18 protein-coding genes and 1 pseudogene are annotated in these 15,765 nt (G+C 60.3%); 10 read left to right on the plus strand and 9 right to left on the minus strand.

The genetic code is table 11. The features are described from left to right. Positions 1–18: 18 nt before the first annotated feature. Together dgoD and ACLD1Y_RS25485 are read left to right on the plus strand one after the other, a co-directional pair. Positions 19–1,167 carry a galactonate dehydratase gene (dgoD, locus tag ACLD1Y_RS25480; protein ID WP_003170741.1) on the plus strand — a complete coding sequence of 383 codons (1,149 nt, stop codon included), beginning with the start codon at positions 19–21 and terminating at the stop codon, positions 1,165–1,167. 176 nt (positions 1,168–1,343) lie between these two features. Beyond that, a complete protein-coding gene (locus ACLD1Y_RS25485; RefSeq protein WP_429480525.1) occupies positions 1,344–2,654 on the plus strand; it encodes an MFS transporter in 1,311 nt (436 codons plus the stop codon). Between the two features lie 113 nt (positions 2,655–2,767). On the opposite strand, the gene ACLD1Y_RS25490 is transcribed toward ACLD1Y_RS25485, so the two are convergent. The 3 genes from ACLD1Y_RS25490 to trpB form a co-directional block, all read right to left on the minus strand. Continuing rightward, a complete protein-coding gene (locus ACLD1Y_RS25490; protein WP_429480526.1) occupies positions 2,768–3,211 on the minus strand; it encodes an anti-virulence regulator CigR family protein in 444 nt (147 codons plus the stop codon). Between the two features lie 139 nt (positions 3,212–3,350). Beyond that, the gene (gene trpA / locus ACLD1Y_RS25495; RefSeq protein ID WP_429480527.1) at positions 3,351–4,160 is read right to left on the minus strand and encodes a tryptophan synthase subunit alpha; all 810 of its coding nucleotides are present in this window, start codon (positions 4,158–4,160) and stop codon (positions 3,351–3,353) included. Continuing rightward, complete coding sequence (gene trpB, locus ACLD1Y_RS25500) at positions 4,161–5,387, minus strand: tryptophan synthase subunit beta (protein ID WP_429480528.1); 1,227 nt, start codon at positions 5,385–5,387, stop codon at positions 4,161–4,163. Between the two features lie 110 nt (positions 5,388–5,497). Between trpB and ACLD1Y_RS25505 the strand changes: the two genes are divergently transcribed. Then, the gene (locus tag ACLD1Y_RS25505) at positions 5,498–6,394 is read left to right on the plus strand and encodes a LysR family transcriptional regulator (protein WP_429480529.1); all 897 of its coding nucleotides are present in this window, start codon (positions 5,498–5,500) and stop codon (positions 6,392–6,394) included. On the opposite strand, the gene ACLD1Y_RS25510 is transcribed toward ACLD1Y_RS25505, so the two are convergent. Continuing rightward, the gene (locus tag ACLD1Y_RS25510; protein WP_003170746.1) at positions 6,391–6,717 is read right to left on the minus strand and encodes a DUF883 family protein; all 327 of its coding nucleotides are present in this window, start codon (positions 6,715–6,717) and stop codon (positions 6,391–6,393) included. The two genes, ACLD1Y_RS25505 and ACLD1Y_RS25510, sit on opposite strands and share 4 nt — an antisense overlap. A gap of 165 nt (positions 6,718–6,882) precedes the next feature. On the opposite strand from ACLD1Y_RS25510, the gene ACLD1Y_RS25515 reads away from it, so the two are divergent. Continuing rightward, entirely contained in the window at positions 6,883–7,098 is a 216-nt protein-coding gene (locus ACLD1Y_RS25515; RefSeq protein WP_429480530.1) for a dodecin, read from the plus strand. Between the two features lie 115 nt (positions 7,099–7,213). After that, a complete protein-coding gene (locus ACLD1Y_RS25520) occupies positions 7,214–7,441 on the plus strand; it encodes a DUF1161 domain-containing protein (protein WP_429480531.1) in 228 nt (75 codons plus the stop codon). A 151-nt stretch (positions 7,442–7,592) separates the two neighbouring features. On the opposite strand, the gene ACLD1Y_RS25525 is transcribed toward ACLD1Y_RS25520, so the two are convergent. After that, positions 7,593–8,594 (minus strand): LLM class flavin-dependent oxidoreductase, encoded by a 1,002-nt coding sequence (locus ACLD1Y_RS25525; RefSeq protein ID WP_429480532.1) that lies wholly within the window; start codon positions 8,592–8,594, stop codon positions 7,593–7,595. Positions 8,595–8,811: 217 nt separating this feature from the next. On the opposite strand from ACLD1Y_RS25525, the gene ACLD1Y_RS25530 reads away from it, so the two are divergent. Both ACLD1Y_RS25530 and ACLD1Y_RS25535 read left to right on the plus strand, forming a co-directional pair. Further along, the gene (locus tag ACLD1Y_RS25530) at positions 8,812–9,243 is read left to right on the plus strand and encodes an OsmC family protein (RefSeq protein ID WP_192298168.1); all 432 of its coding nucleotides are present in this window, start codon (positions 8,812–8,814) and stop codon (positions 9,241–9,243) included. A 206-nt stretch (positions 9,244–9,449) separates the two neighbouring features. After that, a complete protein-coding gene (locus ACLD1Y_RS25535; protein ID WP_135289917.1) occupies positions 9,450–9,689 on the plus strand; it encodes a DUF1161 domain-containing protein in 240 nt (79 codons plus the stop codon). Here ACLD1Y_RS25535 and ACLD1Y_RS25540 read toward each other — a convergent pair whose 3' ends face one another. Further along, positions 9,690–10,112, minus strand: coding sequence for a hypothetical protein (locus ACLD1Y_RS25540; protein WP_429480533.1), 423 nt, complete (start codon positions 10,110–10,112; stop codon positions 9,690–9,692). It lies immediately after the preceding gene. 71 nt (positions 10,113–10,183) lie between these two features. Here ACLD1Y_RS25540 and ACLD1Y_RS25545 point away from each other — a divergent pair. Continuing rightward, positions 10,184–11,227 (plus strand): annotated as a pseudogene (locus ACLD1Y_RS25545) (aminopeptidase). A 95-nt stretch (positions 11,228–11,322) separates the two neighbouring features. Here ACLD1Y_RS25545 and ACLD1Y_RS25550 read toward each other — a convergent pair. After that, positions 11,323–11,982, minus strand: a complete 660-nt coding sequence (locus ACLD1Y_RS25550) for an HAD family hydrolase (RefSeq protein ID WP_429480534.1) — start codon at positions 11,980–11,982, stop codon at positions 11,323–11,325. Then, positions 11,979–12,521, minus strand: a complete 543-nt coding sequence (locus ACLD1Y_RS25555; protein WP_429480535.1) for a gamma carbonic anhydrase family protein — start codon at positions 12,519–12,521, stop codon at positions 11,979–11,981. Before ACLD1Y_RS25555 ends, ACLD1Y_RS25550 begins: the two co-directional genes overlap by 4 nt. A 54-nt stretch (positions 12,522–12,575) precedes the next feature. Here ACLD1Y_RS25555 and prlC point away from each other — a divergent pair, with 54 nt between their 5' ends. Next, on the plus strand, positions 12,576–14,675 hold the full coding sequence (prlC, locus tag ACLD1Y_RS25560) for an oligopeptidase A (protein ID WP_429480536.1): 2,100 nt from the start codon (positions 12,576–12,578) through the stop codon (positions 14,673–14,675). After that, positions 14,672–14,947, plus strand: coding sequence for a YheV family putative zinc ribbon protein (locus tag ACLD1Y_RS25565; RefSeq protein ID WP_429480537.1), 276 nt, complete (start codon positions 14,672–14,674; stop codon positions 14,945–14,947). The genes prlC and ACLD1Y_RS25565 overlap by 4 nt, the downstream gene beginning before the upstream one ends. A 7-nt stretch (positions 14,948–14,954) precedes the next feature. On the opposite strand, the gene ACLD1Y_RS25570 is transcribed toward ACLD1Y_RS25565, so the two are convergent. Continuing rightward, a complete protein-coding gene (locus tag ACLD1Y_RS25570; RefSeq protein ID WP_429480538.1) occupies positions 14,955–15,641 on the minus strand; it encodes a tyrosine-protein phosphatase in 687 nt (228 codons plus the stop codon). Positions 15,642–15,765 lie beyond the last annotated feature (124 nt).

Below are 15,765 nucleotides of genomic sequence, written 5' to 3' on the forward strand. Positions count from 1 at the left end.
CTATAAGAGAGATAACAGATGAAAATCACCAAACTGACGACCTTTATCGTCCCGCCGCGCTGGTGCTTCCTGAAAGTCGAAACCGACCAGGGCGTAACCGGCTGGGGCGAGCCCGTGGTCGAAGGCCGCGCCCACACCGTGGCGGCGGCTGTCGAAGAATTGTCCGACTACCTGATCGGCAAAGACCCACGCAATATTGAAGACATCTGGACCGTGCTCTATCGCGGCGGCTTCTACCGCGGCGGCGCCGTGCACATGAGCGCCCTCGCGGGCATCGACCAGGCGCTGTGGGACATCAAGGGCAAGGCCCTCGGTGTGTCCGTCAGCGATCTGTTGGGTGGCCAGGTGCGCGACAAGATCCGCGTGTATTCCTGGATCGGCGGCGACCGCCCCGCCGACACCGCCCGCGCCGCCAAAGAGGCCGTGGCCCGTGGCTTTACTGCCGTGAAAATGAACGGCACCGAAGAATTGCAGTTCGTCGACAGCTTCGAAAAAGTCGACCTGGCCCTGGCCAACGTTGCCGCCGTGCGCGACGCGGTAGGCCCGAACGTCGGTATTGGCGTGGACTTCCATGGCCGAGTGCATAAACCCATGGCCAAGGTGCTGATGAAAGAGCTGGACCCGTACAAGCTGATGTTTATCGAAGAGCCGGTGCTCAGCGAAAACTACGAGGCGCTCAAAGAACTCGCGCCGCTGACCAGCACCCCGATTGCCCTGGGCGAGCGCCTGTTCTCGCGCTGGGACTTCAAGCGCGTGCTCAGCGAAGGTTATGTCGACATCATCCAGCCCGACGCTTCCCACGCCGGCGGCATTACCGAAACCCGCAAGATCGCCAACATGGCCGAAGCCTACGACGTGGCCCTGGCCCTGCACTGCCCGCTGGGCCCGATTGCCCTGGCCGCGTGCCTGCAACTGGACGCCGTTTGCTACAACGCGTTTATCCAGGAGCAAAGCCTGGGCATTCACTACAACGAAAGCAACGACCTGCTCGACTACGTGCGCGATCCAGGCGTGTTCGACTATGACCAAGGCTTTGTGAAGATCCCCAACGGGCCGGGATTGGGCATCGAGATCAACGAGGAATATGTGATCGAACGCGCGGCCATCGGGCATCGCTGGCGCAACCCAATCTGGCGCCATGCCGACGGCAGCTTTGCCGAGTGGTGATATTGATTTGAAGAAACGCGGTCAGTGTGGGAGCTGGCTTGCCTGCGATAGCGGTGGATCAGCCACTGCTTTTGTCGACTGACACTCAGCCATCGCAGGCAAGCCAGCTCCCACAGTTTGGTCCGGTTCCTTCAGCAAGATTTGTCCTCAATAAACATAAGAAGAGGCACCCCCTCATGCATCCTGAATCCTTCACCGGCCAGGCGTCTTTAGTCACGCCTACCCGAAAGCGTTTTTTCATCATGGTGCTGCTGTTTATCACCGTGGTCATCAACTACCTCGACCGCAGCAACCTGTCGATTGCCGCCCCGGCGCTCACCAGCGAACTGGGCATCGACCCGGTGCACGTCGGGCTGATCTTCTCCGCCTTCGGCTGGACCTATGCCGCGATGCAGATCCCCGGTGGCTGGCTGGTGGACCGCGTGCCGCCGCGCATTCTCTACACCGCCGCCCTGCTGCTGTGGTCCATCGCCACCGTGATGCTCGGGTTTGCCGCCAGCTTTATCGCGCTGTTTGTACTGCGCATGGCCGTGGGCGCGCTGGAAGCCCCGGCGTATCCCATCAACAGCCGCGTAGTCACCACGTGGTTTCCTGAGCGTGAGCGCGCCACGGCGATTGGCTTCTACACCTCCGGGCAATTTGTCGGGCTGGCGTTTCTGACGCCGGTATTGGCCTGGCTGCAACACCACTACGGCTGGCACATGGTGTTTGTGGTCACCGGCGGCGTGGGCATTCTGTGGGCGGCGATCTGGTACGCGGTGTACCGCGAGCCCAAGGATTTCAAAGGCGCCAACGCTGCGGAAATCGAGCTGATCCGCGAAGGCGGCGGCCTGGTGGACATGCAGGAAAAAGCCGCTAAAGCACCGTTCAGTTGGGTGGACCTGGGGATTGTGCTGAGCAAGCGCAAGCTCTGGGGCATTTACCTCGGGCAGTTTTGCCTGAACTCCACGCTGTGGTTTTTCCTGACGTGGTTCCCGACCTACCTGGTGAAATATCGCGGCATGGACTTCATCAAGTCCGGCCTGCTGGCGTCGTTGCCGTTTCTCGCGGCGTTTGTCGGCGTGCTGTGTTCCGGGATCTTTTCCGACTGGCTGATTCGTCGCGGCGCCTCGGTGGGCTTTGCGCGCAAGCTGCCGATCATTGGCGGGTTGCTGATTTCCACGGCGATCATCGGCGCCAACTACGTGGACTCGACGGCGTGGGTGATCGCGTTCCTGGCGGTGGCGTTCTTTGGCAATGGGTTGGCGTCGATTACCTGGTCGCTGGTGTCGACCTTGGCGCCCGCGCGATTGTTGGGGCTGACGGGTGGGGTGTTCAACTTCATCGGCAACTTGTCGGCGATTGCGACGCCGATTGTGATTGGCTTTCTGGCCAGCGGCGATTCGTTTGCGCCGGCGATTACCTACATTGCGGTGCTGGCGTTGCTCGGCGCGCTTTCCTACGTGCTGCTGGTGGGCAAAGTCGAACGCATTGAACTGAACGAGTGACCTGTGGCGAGGGAGCTTGCTCCCGCTGGGCTGCGTAGCGGCCCCAAAAAAAGGGGAGCGCTGCGCACTCCAGCGGGAGCAAGCTCCCTCGCCACAGGGGCAGTGTTCAGTTTTTAGTTGAGCACGCCTTCGAGAATTTCGTAGACGATGCCGGTGGTTACGGCAATCAGCACCACGTCCGGGCCCGAGCGGCGCCATTCGTAGCCTGGGTACACCGGCAGGCGTGCCAGGGCGCGGCTGTCCAGGCGTTCGCCGTAGTAGCCATGGGGCAGCGGCTTGCCGCGTTCCAGGCGCACATTGCGCGGTGGCGGTGCGCCTCGGGAGAACTGGTCGTGGTTATCGCGGATCACCTGGCGCACGGGGCCAAAGTCCTGGGGTGGGCCGCTGCGATGGTTGTTTTGCGGGCCGCGATGGTCGTCACCGCGCTGCTGCTCGTGTTGGCCTTGCGGGCCGCCACGGTCAGGGCCGCCCTGGTCATTGGGAGCGGCTTGCACCAGGGCGCTGGCGCCCAGGACCAGCACGCCAATACTGGCAATCACGGTTTTAGGCATTTTCATTGGGGGCTTCCTCAACTGCACAAACAACAAAAAGGGATTTCGAGCGAGGCTCGAAATCCCTTGGTCTTGTCAGTTTAGGTACTGAATACTCAGTTTGATTCCTCTGTATCAGGAACTTTACCTACCGCTTACGAGCCGCTTACTTACGGGCGTTGCGAACACCTTCCGACAGCTCGGCGCACAGGCCCAACACGCCATCGATGGCTTGCTGATCATTTTTCGCCGTGGCGATGTGATCGATCAGCGCCGAACCCACCACTACACCGTCCGCCAAACGGGCGATAGCCGCCGCTTGTTCCGGGGTGCGAATACCAAAACCAATGCTGATCGGCAGGTCGGTATGCCGACGCAGGCGCGCCACGGCCTCTTCGACGTGTTCCAGGGTGGCGGCACCGGCACCGGTCACACCGGCCACCGACACGTAGTACACAAAGCCGGAGCTGCCGTTGAGCACGGTAGGCAGGCGCACGTCATCGGTGGTCGGCGTGGTCAGGCGGATAAAGTCGATGCCGGCAGCCTGGGCCGGGTCGCACAGCTCACTGTTATGTTCCGGCGGCATGTCGACCACGATCAGGCCGTCTACACCGGCGTCTTTGGCGTCGGCGATAAACTTCGGCACGCCATATTTGTGGATCGGGTTGAAGTAGCCCATCAACACCAGCGGGGTGTCGTTGTTGTCCTTGCGGAACTCGCGAACCATCTGCAGGGTTTTGAGCAGGTTTTGCTTGGCTTCCAGCGCACGGATGTTGGCCAACTGAATCGCCGGGCCATCGGCCATTGGGTCGGTGAAGGGCATGCCCAATTCGATCACGTCGGCGCCAGCGGCGGGCAAGCCTTTAAGGATCGCCAGCGAGGTGTCATAGCCGGGGTCGCCAGCGGTAATGAAGGTCACCAGGGCAGCGCGGTTTTGTTCTTTGAGTTGTTCGAAGCGGGTTTGCAGGCGGCTCATTTAGTGTTTCTCCTGCTGAGACTGTTCCATATGGTGCATGACGGTCTGCATGTCTTTGTCGCCACGGCCGGACAGGTTAACCACCATCAGGTGATCCTTTGGCAAGGTCGGTGCGCGTTTGAACACTTCGGCCAGGGCGTGGGCGCTTTCCAGGGCAGGAATAATCCCTTCCAGGCGGCAGCATTTGTGAAAGGCGTCGAGGGCTTCGTCGTCGGTCACCGAGGTGTATTGGACGCGGCCGATATCGTGCAACCAGGCGTGTTCCGGGCCGATGCCAGGGTAGTCCAGGCCGGCGGAAATCGAGTGGGCATCGATGATCTGGCCGTCGTCGTCCTGCAACAGGAAGGTGCGGTTGCCGTGCAGTACGCCGGGTACGCCGCCGTTGAGGCTGGCCGCGTGCTTGCCGGTTTCGATGCCGTGGCCGGCGGCTTCGACGCCGATGATTTCGACGCTGGTGTCATCCAGGAACGGGTGGAACAGGCCCATGGCGTTGGAGCCACCGCCGATGCACGCCACCAGGCTGTCCGGCAGGCGGCCTTCCTGGGCTTGCAGCTGATCACGGGTTTCTTTGCCGATCACGGCCTGGAAGTCGCGCACCATGGCGGGGTACGGGTGTGGGCCGGCCACGGTGCCGATCAGGTAGAAGGTGCTGTCGACGTTGGTCACCCAGTCGCGCAGGGCTTCATTCATCGCGTCTTTCAGGGTACCGGTGCCAGCAACTACCGGGATCACTTCGGCGCCCAGCAGCTTCATGCGGAACACGTTGGCCTGCTGGCGCTCGATGTCGGTGGTGCCCATGTAGATCACGCATTGCAGGCCGAAACGCGCAGCCACGGTGGCTGTAGCCACGCCGTGCATGCCGGCGCCGGTCTCGGCGATGATGCGTTTTTTGCCCATGCGCCGCGCCAGCAGGATCTGGCCGATGCAGTTGTTGATCTTGTGCGCGCCGGTGTGGTTCAGCTCTTCGCGCTTGAGGTAGATCTTGGCGCCGCCGCAGAACTCAGTCAGGCGCTCGGCGAAATACAGCGGGCTTGGGCGGCCCACGTAGTCGCGCTGGAAGTAGGCCAATTCCTCTTTGAACGCAGGGTCGATCTTGGCGGCTTCGTATTCACGGGCCAAATCGAGGATCAACGGCATCAGGGTTTCAGCGACGTAACGGCCGCCGAACGCGCCAAACAGGCCGTTGGCGTCAGGGCCGTTGCGTAGATCGGTCTGGGACTGAGTCATGGGACGCTCCAGGAAAGACGGTGTTTGAGTGGCGATGACGGCCACTCTACCCTTCACGCTCTGGGCTGAAAACCGATAAGATCGCCGTAACATGTCAGGAAAACTCACAGATGAGCCGAGACCTTCCCCCCCTCAATGCCCTGCGTGCGTTTGAAGCGACCGCGCGGCTTAACAGCGTCAGCCAGGCGGCTGAGCAACTGCACGTGACCCACGGCGCAGTGAGCCGTCAGTTGAAGGTGCTGGAAGAACATCTAGGTGTGAGCCTGTTCGTCAAGGATGGGCGCGGCCTTAAACTCACAGATGCAGGCATTCGTTTGCGCGACGCCAGCGCCGACGCATTCGAGCGTTTACGCGATGTCTGTGCCGAGCTGACTCAAAGCAGCGCCGATGCGCCGTTTGTGCTCGGTTGCTCCGGCAGCCTGCTGGCGCGCTGGCTAATTCCGCGCCTAGGGCGGCTGAATGCGGACCTTCCGGACCTGCGCCTGCACCTGTCGGCGGGTGACGGCGATCTTGATCCGAGGCGTCCCGGCCTGGATGCGCTGCTGGTATTTGCCGAGCCACCGTGGCCGGCGGATATGCAGGTGTTTGAGCTGGCCAGCGAGCGCATCGGCCCGGTGATGAGCCCGCGTTTCGTCGGTTACGAGCGCTTGCGCCAGGCGCCCGCCCAGGCCTTGGTCGGCGAAGCGTTGTTGCACACCACTTCGCGCCCGCAGGCGTGGCCCAGTTGGGCGCAGCAACACGGCATCGAGCCCGGCGCGTTGAAACACGGCCAGGGGTTTGAGCATTTGTATTATTTGCTGGAAGCGGCAGTGGCCGGGCTGGGTGTGGCGATTGCGCCCGAGCCGCTGGTGGCCGAGGACTTGCGTGCGGGGCGCCTGGTGGCGCCGTGGGGTTTCAGCGAAACCCCGGCGCACCTGGCGTTGTGGCTGCCCAAGCGCGCCGCAGACAGGCGCGCTGGGCAACTGGCGCAGTGGCTCAAGGCTGAGCTTGTGCGCGAGCCGGTTTAGTCACCGCGTTTGCACAGCAGGTAAGCGGCCAGCAGGCCCAGTGCGCCAACGGCAACACCGGCTGTAGTCCATGGGTGTTCTTGTGCGTAGTCCCGGGTTGCAACACCGGTTTCTCGGATTTTGACTTTGCTTTCTTCGTAGGCATCGCTGATCAGATGGCGCGAATGCTTGAGTGCATTCTCGGCGTTGCTTTTCAGGGCCTTCAAGGTCTTGCGCGACTCGTCAGAGGCGTCGTCCTTGAGGCTTTCCAGAGACTTGAGCAGGCTCGAAATCTCGGCTTCCATGCTTTCCAGCGACGCTTTGCGTAAAGAAGTGTTGGCCATGTGGACTCTCCTGAAGTGATTGAGTGGCGTGTGTAGATACCGACTGCGCCCGTTTCAGAAAGTGCAGTAAATCTGAACTTTCCCGTAGGAACGGCCGCCAGAAGCAGTACGAACATTGACTGCTACGCTTGATTCACGACCCTCACGACCCTTAGGAGAACTGCCATGAGTGATCATCACACCTACAAGAAAGTCGAACTGGTGGGCTCGTCCGCTACCAGCATCGAAGACGCCATCAATAATGCCCTGGCCGAAGCCAACAAGAGCATCAAGCACTTGGAGTGGTTCGAGGTGGTGGATACCCGTGGGCACATCAAGGACGGCAAGGCCGCGCACTTCCAGGTCACCCTCAAAGTGGGGTTCCGCATTGCCAGTAGTTGATCACGCCGGTTGAACTTTGCCGACTGGCCGATTGCCATAACCTGCGCTACAACCATTGGGTGCCGATGTGACGAACATCGGCACGCTCTTTTCGATCAGCGCAAGGAAGTAACGGATGAAGAAGTTCCTGTTAGCGGTAGGTTTGTTGAGCATTGCGGGTACAGCCCTGGCGGCGGGCAAGCCTTGTGAAGAGCTGAAAAGCGAGATTGCAGCGAAAATCGACGCCAAGGGCGCCACGCATTATTCGCTGGAAGTGGTAGACAAGGGCGCTGCAGCTGAAGGCTACAAGGTTGTCGGTAGCTGCGAGGCCGGTACCAAGGAAATTGCTTACAAGCGCAGTTAATCCCGTGTTGCAGACATGATGACGACGCACTTGTGGCGAGGGAGCTTGCTCCCGCTGGAGTGCGCAGCGCTGCCCAAATATTGGGGCCGCTACGCAGCCCAGCGGGAGCAAGCTCCCTCGCCACAGGTGCGTCGTTTTTTCTGCCTGTTGTTTACCCCTTCATCAACTGCGCCAACAGTTCGTAGGAATGAATCCGGTCGGCGTGCTCATACAGGTCGCAGGTGAAGATCAGTTCGTCGGCGCCGGTTTGCTCGATCAGTACCTCCAGTTTGGCGCGGATCTTCGCCGGGCTGCCTACCATCGCCAGGCCCAAGAAGCTGCCCACGGCGTCTTTTTCATGGGGCAACCACAGGCCGTCCATGGTTTTCACCGGCGGGCGCTGCACCAGGCTTTGCCCGCGCATCAGCGCGAGGATGCGTTGGTAGACCGAGGTGGCCAGGTAATCGGCTTGCTCGTCGGTGTCCGCTGCAACCAGAGGAATGCCGAGCATCACGTAAGGCTTATCCAAGACCGCCGAAGGCTTGAAGTGGTTGCGATATACCCGAATCGCTTCGTGCATCAGGCGCGGTGCGAAATGGGAGGCGAAGGCGTAGGGCAAGCCGCGCTCACCAGCCAGTTGCGCGCTGAACAGACTGGAGCCCAGCAGCCACACCGGTACATTGGTGCCGGTGCCCGGTACGGCGATGATCCGTTGGTCGGGAGTGCGTGGGCCCAGGTAGGCCATCAGTTCGGCCACGTCTTCTGGGAACTCGTCGGCGCTGCCGGAGCGTTCGCGGCGCAGGGCGCGGGCAGTCATCTGGTCGGAGCCGGGGGCGCGGCCCAGGCCCAGGTCGATACGGCCGGGGTAGAGGCTTTCCAGGGTGCCGAACTGTTCAGCGATCACCAAGGGCGCGTGGTTGGGCAGCATTACACCGCCGGAACCGACGCGAATCGTTGAGGTGCCGCCGGCTAGGTAACCCAGCAATACCGAGGTGGCGGAGCTGGCGATGCCGTCCATATTGTGGTGCTCAGCTACCCAGAAACGGTTGTAGCCGAACTTTTCCACGTGCTGGGCCAGGTCCAGGGAATTGTGCAGCGACTGCGCCGGACTGCCGTTGGCGCGCACGGGCACCAGGTCGAGGGTCGAGAACTTTACGTCGGACAGCGATTTCATAAGCCTGCTTCTCCAAGGGGGCCGCAGGCTTTTTAGACGAACCAAAACCTGCCGCTTCATGTGCATGCCTATGCAATGAGGGCATATACCCGAGATTCAATAGCTAGCTTGGAAATTTCCTACTGGATCACTAGGTTTCTCCGACAAGATGAACTTTGCCAGGCCGACTATCCTCAGAACCCTTAACCACACAAAACCACCGTTCGAGGAGACCGCTATGAGTATCGTGAAAAAAGCATCCGCGCATTGGGAAGGTGACCTTAAGACAGGCCTGGGTTCCATCTCTACCGAAACCGGCGTGCTGCGTGAAGCGCCTTATGGCTTCAAGGCCCGTTTCGAAGGTGGCAAGGGCACTAACCCCGAAGAACTGATTGGCGCAGCGCATGCTGGCTGTTTCTCCATGGCGTTCTCCATGATTCTTGGCGATGCCGGGCTCAAGGCTGACAGCATTGATACCCAGGCCGAAGTCACCTTGGATCAGGTAGATGGTGGCTTTGCGATCACGGCTGTGCACCTGATCCTCAAGGCCAAGATCCCTGGTGCAAGCCAGGCGCAGTTCGAGGAACTGAGCAAGAAGGCCAAGGAAGGTTGCCCGGTGTCCAAGGTGCTGAATGCGAAGATCAGCCTGGATGCCACACTCGTAAGCTAACGCAACAGAGCCCTTGTGGGAGCGGGCTTGCTCGCGAATGCGGTGGATCAGTTGGAAGATCTTTGACTGACCCACCGCATTCGCGAGCAAGCCCGCTCCCACATTTAGTTATGCGTTAAATCAGAACTCGCGTTTCACAAATGTGGTCCTATAGCCACTACTGCCTAGGCGCACACCCGTGCGCATGCATTCAGGGAGCTTCACACATGAAACGTTTTGCCTTGGCGATCATCTGCGGTGTTTTGGCCACTTCGGCCGTGGCCGCGCCGAAAGATTGTGAAGAGCTCAGGAAAGAGATCGAGGTCAAGATCCAGGCTAATGCGGTGCCGTCCTACACCCTCGAAATCGTCAGCAAGGAAGAAGCTGAGAAACACGATGTAGCCATGGTCGTCGGTAGCTGTGAGAACGGCACCAAAGCCATCATCTATCAGAAGAACAACGACTGATCAGAGGCAGTTAAAGCTGCGCTCTTCGGCCAGCAGCTGGCGCGCCGTGTTGTACAGCCGGATATTCGGTGTGAAGCCCAGCGAACGACCTTCCAACACATAACGTTGGCCTGCCTGGAAGTTTGTGTACTGCAAGGTCATGAAGCAGGTGCGTTCGGCTGTCTGCCCCAGGCCACCGAAACTGCTACCCGCTGGCACCTCGTAATCAAAGCGCACCATGAGTTCATGGCTGCCAGGCGGCATCTGGAAATATCTGCCATCGTTAAGGTTCTTGCCATCCAGGCGCTGGGCCATTACCAGTTTGGCGCCCGGTGTCGGCGTCGCAAAATCAACCCAGGCCTGTTGCGGGTCAACCGGCGGAAGGGGCGTTGACGCGCAAGCGCTGAGGAACAAGGCAGTGACGGGCAACAAGAGCTGGCGCATGGCGGGCACTAGATGGGAAAGAAGCGTTGATGATTGCGTGTGAGTATAAACAGGTCAGGGGTAGTCGGAGCATGGTCAGGCGTTTGCTTGCAGGGTTGACGGTTGTACTGCTCAGCGGATGCTCCAGCGTCAGTTATTACAGCCAACTGGCCAGCGGCCAGTGGCAATTGCTGCGGGCCCGGGAGCCGGTCGCCGACGTGATCGCCGATCCATCGCGGCCTCAACTGTTGCGTAAGCATCTGGCGCAATCGCAGAAGGCGCGGACCTTTGCCAGTGAACACCTGCACCTGCCCGACAACCAGAGTTACCGGCTGTACGCCGACATTGGCCGGCCTTACGTAGTCTGAAATGTGTTCGCCACGTCAGAATTCTCCCTTTCTCCCCAAACCCATTGCTTCCCCATCGCTGGCTGCGTGGCCTATCGCGGTTACTACAATCAGGGCGCCGCGCGTGGCGAGGCGGCGTTGTTGAAGCAACGCGGCATGGACGTGTCGATTGGCGGTGTCGAGGCCTATTCCACCTTGGGCTGGTTCAACGACCCGATCATGAACTCGATGATGAGTTGGGGCGATGAACGCCTGGCCACGCTGATTTTTCATGAACTGGCGCACCAGCGTTTTTATGTGAAGGATGACACTGAGTTCAATGAGTCCTACGCCAACTTCGTTGAGCAGGAAGGCACCCGGCAATGGCGTGCGGCGCGTGGGTTGGCACCGGCCAGTCTGCCTTCGGTGAAGCAGCGGGACGAGTTCACACAATTGGTTCTCGACACCCGTCAGCGCCTGGAGAAACTCTATGCCCAGCCCCTGTCAGCCGACGTGATGCGTAGCGCCAAGGTGGCAGAGTTCGAGCGTTTACGCGGTGATTACCGACAAATGCGCGACAGTCGATGGGGTGGGGATAAGCGTTATGACGCTTGGATCAACCAGCCGATGAACAATGCACGGCTGTTGCCGTTTGGGCTGTATGACCAGTGGGTGCCGGCGTTTGCGCGTTTGTTTGCGCGGGAAGGTGGGGATTGGGTGAGGTTCTATAGGGCGGTGGAGACGATGGGTGGGTTGCCGGTGGTAGAGCGTAAGGCGGCGTTGAGGCAATTGAAAGTTGGTGATCTCTAGGGCCTCTTCGCGAGCAAGCCCGCTCCCACATTCGACCGCATTCTCATGTTGAAAATCGGTCAACTGTGGGAGCGGGCTTGCTCGCGAAAGCGGTCTTAAGGACGCTGCAAAAACGCCTGGTGCATCTCAGCCAATGTCTCAAAATGCCAAGTCGGCGCCTCGGCGTTCAACTCCTCAAAACTGCCGAATCCATATCCCACCGCCGCCGAGTCCAACCCATTGCTGCGCGCGCCGATCAGGTCGTGCTTGCGGTCGCCGATCATCAAGGTGGTGGCCGGGTCCAGGCCTTCTTCGCTCATCAAGTGGGCAATCAGCTCGACCTTGTTGGTGCGCGTGCCGTCCAGTTCACTGCCGTAGATCACTTTGAAGTGCTTGGCAAAATCAAAATGCCGGGCGATTTCGCGGGCAAACACCCAGGGTTTCGAGGTAGCCACATACAGCTGGCGACCTTGGCCCGTCAGCTCTTCGAGTAGCGGCATCACGCCATCGAACACGCGGTTTTCGTACAGCCCGGTAACCTTGAAGCGCTCGCGGTAAAAATTCAGCGCTTCCCAGGCCTTGGCTTCATCAAGGTCGTAGAACTGCATGAACGCTTGCAGCAACGGCGGGCCGATGAAGTGTTCAAGCTTGGTCAGGTCGGGCTCATCGATCCCCAGTTTGTCCAGGGCGTACTGGATCGAACGGGTAATGCCCTCGCGCGGGTCGGTGAGGGTGCCATCCAGGTCGAACAGCACGGTTTGGTAATGCAGGGTCATCGGTCGAATCCTTCAGCCAGGTGCAGGTCTTTGAGCTTCACGTAGTTCGCGGCGCTGTAGGTGAAAAAGGCACGCTCCTTGTCGGTCAGTGCGCGCACTTGTTTAACCGGGCTGCCCACGTACAAAAAGCCGCTGTCGAGTTTCTTGCCCGGCGGTACCAGGCTGCCGGCGCCGATGATCACGTCGTCTTCCACCACGACGCCGTCCATCACAATGCTGCCCATGCCGATCAGGATGCGGTTGCCCACGGTGCAGCCATGCAGCATGACTTTGTGGGCGATGGTCACGTCATCGCCGATCAACAGGGGGAAACCGGCCGGGTTGAAGGGCCCGGCGTGGGTGATGTGCAGCACGCAACCGTCCTGCACGCTGGTGCGTGCGCCGATGCGGATGCGGTGCATGTCGCCGCGAATGACCGTCAGTGGCCATACCGAGCTGTCTGGGCCGATTTCGACATCGCCGATCACCACCGCCGAAATATCGACAAAAGCCCCGGCGCCCAGGGTTGGCGTGTGGTTCTGATAGGTGCGAAGGGTCACGATAGCCTCTCTCTCTTGTGCTGATAGCTGCGGTGGGCGTTGATTGTAATTAAGATGGCCCCATCTTTGTTCTTACATGTTTCTTCAGCCAAGGTGCCCACCGTGAGCGCGAACAACCCTCTTCTGCAGTCCTACGACCTGCCGCCGTTCTCGGCGATCCGTGCCGAGCACGTCCAGCCGGCCATTGAACAGATTCTCGCCGACAACCGTGTCGCCATCGAAGGCATCCTGCAAAGCCAAGGGAAAAATCCGACATGGGCCGGGCTGGTGCTGGCCATGGACGAACTGAACGACCGTCTGGGCGCCGCCTGGAGCCCGGTCAGCCACCTCAACGCCGTGTGCAACAGCGCCGAACTGCGCGAGGCCTACGAAGGTTGCCTGCCGGCGTTGAGCGCCTATTCCACAGAGATGGGCCAGAACCGTGAACTGTTCCAGGCTTTTGAAGCCCTGGCCAACAGCCCGGAAGCCGCAGGTTTCGACGTGGCGCAAAAAACCATCCTGGAACACTCCCTGCGCGACTTCCGCCTGTCGGGTATTGATCTGCCGCCGGAGCAGCAAAAACGCTACGCCGAAGTGCAGAGCAAACTCTCCGAGCTGGGCAGCAAGTTCTCCAACCAGTTGTTGGACGCCACCCAAGCCTGGACCAAGCACGTCACCGACGAAGCCATCCTCGCCGGCCTGACCGACTCGGCCAAGGCGCAAATGGCCGCCGCGGCCCAATCCAAAGGTTTGGATGGCTGGCTGATCACCCTGGAATTTCCGAGCTACTACGCGGTAATGACCTACGCCCACGACCGCGCCCTGCGTGAAGAAGTCTACGCGGCCTACTGCACTCGCGCGTCGGACCAAGGCCCGAATGCCGGTCAGAACGACAACGGTCCGGTGATGGAACAGATCCTCGACCTGCGTCAGGAACTGGCCAAGCTGTTGGGTTACGCCTCGTTCTCTGAGTTGAGCCTGGCCACCAAGATGGCCGAGTCCAGCGACCAGGTGCTGAGCTTCCTGCGTGACCTGGCCAAGCGCAGCAAGCCGTTTGCCGCCCAGGACCTGCAACAGCTCAAGGCTTACGCGGCCGAACAAGGTTGTGCCGACCTGCAGAGCTGGGACAGCGGTTTCTACGGCGAAAAACTGCGTGAGCAGCGCTATAGCGTGTCCCAGGAAGCCCTGCGCGCCTACTTCCCCATCGACAAAGTGCTGGGCGGCCTGTTCGCCATTGTGCAGCGCTTGTACGGCATCGAAATCGCCGAGCAAAAGGGCTTCGACACCTGGCACCCAGACGTGCGCCTGTTTGAAATCAAGGAAAACGGCCAGCACGTCGGCCGCTTCTTCTTCGACCTGTACGCCCGCGCCAACAAGCGTGGCGGTGCCTGGATGGACGGCGCACGCGACCGTCGCCGCAAAGTCGATGGCGTACTGCAAAGCCCGGTAGCCAACCTGGTGTGCAACTTCACTCCGGCCGACAGCGGCAAGCCTGCCCTGCTGACCCACGATGAAGTCACCACCCTGTTCCACGAGTTCGGCCACGGCCTGCATCACCTGTTGACCCGCGTTGAGCACGCCGGCGTATCCGGCATCAACGGCGTGGCCTGGGATGCGGTGGAGTTGCCGAGCCAGTTCATGGAGAACTGGTGCTGGGAGCCGGAAGGCCTGGCGCTGATCTCCGGTCACTATGAGAGCGGTGAGCCGCTGCCTCAGGACCTGCTGGAAAAAATGCTCGCGGCGAAGAATTTCCAGTCCGGCCTGATGATGGTGCGCCAGTTGGAGTTCTCGCTGTTCGACTTCGAACTGCACGCTACCCACGGTGATGGTCGCAGCGTTGCCCAGGTTCTGGAAGGCATTCGCGATGAAGTCTCCGTGATGCGCCCGCCGGCCTACAACCGCTTCCCCAACAGCTTTGCGCATATCTTCGCCGGCGGTTATGCGGCGGGTTACTACAGCTACAAGTGGGCCGAAGTGTTGTCTGCCGATGCCTTCTCCAAGTTTGAAGAAGACGGCGTGCTCAATGCCGAGACTGGCCGTGCGTTCCGCGAAGCCATTCTGGCCCGTGGCGGCTCCCAGGCGCCGATGGTGTTGTTCGTCGACTTTCGCGGACGTGCGCCGTCGATTGACGCACTCTTGCGCCACAGCGGCCTGAGTGAGGACGCGGCAGCATGAGTGAAGGGCCTGTGATTACCAAAAAGCAATTTATCGCCGGGGCGGTCTGCCCGGCGTGCAGTGAGCCGGACAAGTTGAAGATGTGGACCGAGGACAGCGTGCCGCACCGTGAATGTGTGGCCTGCGGTTATACCGACACGCTGAATGACCAGGGTTTGTCGGTGCCCAAGGAATTGGGTACGCGGGTCAATACTTCGGCGATTAAGGCGCCGGCTGATCCTAAGGTTCAGGCGGTGCAATTCTTCCCCAATCCAAAGCTGAAAAAAGACTGACAGTCGGTCAGGGAGTCAGTACCAGTTCACGGGCTTCCTTGGTTTCAACACGGCGGGTGTCCGCCGTGTTGAGCCAACTGTTCATCGAGCACAGCGCAAACGCGCTGGTGCTGCAATCGCCATTCGCCAATGCTATGCGCAACTTGTCGACATCGGCCTTCATCATGTAGCGAACCCCGTCCTTGAAACCATTACTGGTGCCGAAGCCGCCCAGGGTCATCTCGTTCAGCGCCTCCTCCTTGCTCCAGCCTTGAATCACCACGCGATACATCGCCGCCATCAGGCCAGTTCGATCGGAACCGTGCTTGCAGTGCATCAACACCGGGCCGTTGGCTTCGGCTGCCTGGATGGCGCGCAGGGCGGCGAGTACGTCGGAATCATCCACATGATTGGTGCGATAACTCAGTTGTACCTGCCGGATACCGGGAGCTTTCAACCAGTTGGCGTCGGACTCGGGCAGGAAGTTGATCACCGTGCCGATCTTGAGCGTGTCCAGCAGTGGGCCGGCGTTGCTGTCGGGTAATGCACTGCGGTAGAGCGTGGGTGTCATCTGGTGCAGGTTGTAACGGTCACCTACGGGCTGGGCCCACTCGGGGGAGCGGATGGAGGTGGATTCGTCGGCCTGGGCATGAACGAAAGGAAACAGTGCCACGAGCGCGAGGCCAAGGGCCGGCAGCCATTGATGCTTGAACATGGGCGACGTAACCGAATAGAGGGTTGGTGGGTGGCGCTCAGGGTCGGTTACGGGGGGTCAATAGGGTGTGAGCGAGGCGTAAAAGATTTGTGAATCCTCAATCTTTAGTCGCTGAAACGATTCT

Source organism: Pseudomonas sp. 18175 (assembly GCF_050432925.1).
In the GTDB taxonomy this organism is placed as follows: Bacteria; Pseudomonadota; Gammaproteobacteria; order Pseudomonadales; family Pseudomonadaceae; genus Aquipseudomonas.

What these genes read in the sequence shown, in the direction of transcription:
- trpA (WP_429480527.1), bottom strand. Translation starts at nt 4,160, where the DNA reads ATGAGCCGCCTGCAAACCCGCTTCGAACAACTCAAAGAACAAAACCGC.
- ACLD1Y_RS25490 (WP_429480526.1), bottom strand. Translation starts at nt 3,211, where the DNA reads ATGAAAATGCCTAAAACCGTGATTGCCAGTATTGGCGTGCTGGTCCTG.
- ACLD1Y_RS25565 (WP_429480537.1), top strand. Translation starts at nt 14,672, where the DNA reads ATGAGTGAAGGGCCTGTGATTACCAAAAAGCAATTTATCGCCGGGGCG.
- trpB (WP_429480528.1), bottom strand. Translation starts at nt 5,387, where the DNA reads ATGACTCAGTCCCAGACCGATCTACGCAACGGCCCTGACGCCAACGGC.
- ACLD1Y_RS25515 (WP_429480530.1), top strand. Translation starts at nt 6,883, where the DNA reads ATGAGTGATCATCACACCTACAAGAAAGTCGAACTGGTGGGCTCGTCC.
- ACLD1Y_RS25510 (WP_003170746.1), bottom strand. Translation starts at nt 6,717, where the DNA reads ATGGCCAACACTTCTTTACGCAAAGCGTCGCTGGAAAGCATGGAAGCC.
- ACLD1Y_RS25525 (WP_429480532.1), bottom strand. Translation starts at nt 8,594, where the DNA reads ATGAAATCGCTGTCCGACGTAAAGTTCTCGACCCTCGACCTGGTGCCC.
- ACLD1Y_RS25570 (WP_429480538.1), bottom strand. Translation starts at nt 15,641, where the DNA reads ATGTTCAAGCATCAATGGCTGCCGGCCCTTGGCCTCGCGCTCGTGGCA.
- ACLD1Y_RS25540 (WP_429480533.1), bottom strand. Translation starts at nt 10,112, where the DNA reads ATGCGCCAGCTCTTGTTGCCCGTCACTGCCTTGTTCCTCAGCGCTTGC.
- ACLD1Y_RS25535 (WP_135289917.1), top strand. Translation starts at nt 9,450, where the DNA reads ATGAAACGTTTTGCCTTGGCGATCATCTGCGGTGTTTTGGCCACTTCG.
- ACLD1Y_RS25520 (WP_429480531.1), top strand. Translation starts at nt 7,214, where the DNA reads ATGAAGAAGTTCCTGTTAGCGGTAGGTTTGTTGAGCATTGCGGGTACA.
- ACLD1Y_RS25550 (WP_429480534.1), bottom strand. Translation starts at nt 11,982, where the DNA reads ATGACCCTGCATTACCAAACCGTGCTGTTCGACCTGGATGGCACCCTC.
- prlC (WP_429480536.1), top strand. Translation starts at nt 12,576, where the DNA reads ATGGCCCCATCTTTGTTCTTACATGTTTCTTCAGCCAAGGTGCCCACC.
- ACLD1Y_RS25505 (WP_429480529.1), top strand. Translation starts at nt 5,498, where the DNA reads ATGAGCCGAGACCTTCCCCCCCTCAATGCCCTGCGTGCGTTTGAAGCG.
- ACLD1Y_RS25485 (WP_429480525.1), top strand. Translation starts at nt 1,344, where the DNA reads ATGCATCCTGAATCCTTCACCGGCCAGGCGTCTTTAGTCACGCCTACC.
- ACLD1Y_RS25530 (WP_192298168.1), top strand. Translation starts at nt 8,812, where the DNA reads ATGAGTATCGTGAAAAAAGCATCCGCGCATTGGGAAGGTGACCTTAAG.
- dgoD (WP_003170741.1), top strand. Translation starts at nt 19, where the DNA reads ATGAAAATCACCAAACTGACGACCTTTATCGTCCCGCCGCGCTGGTGC.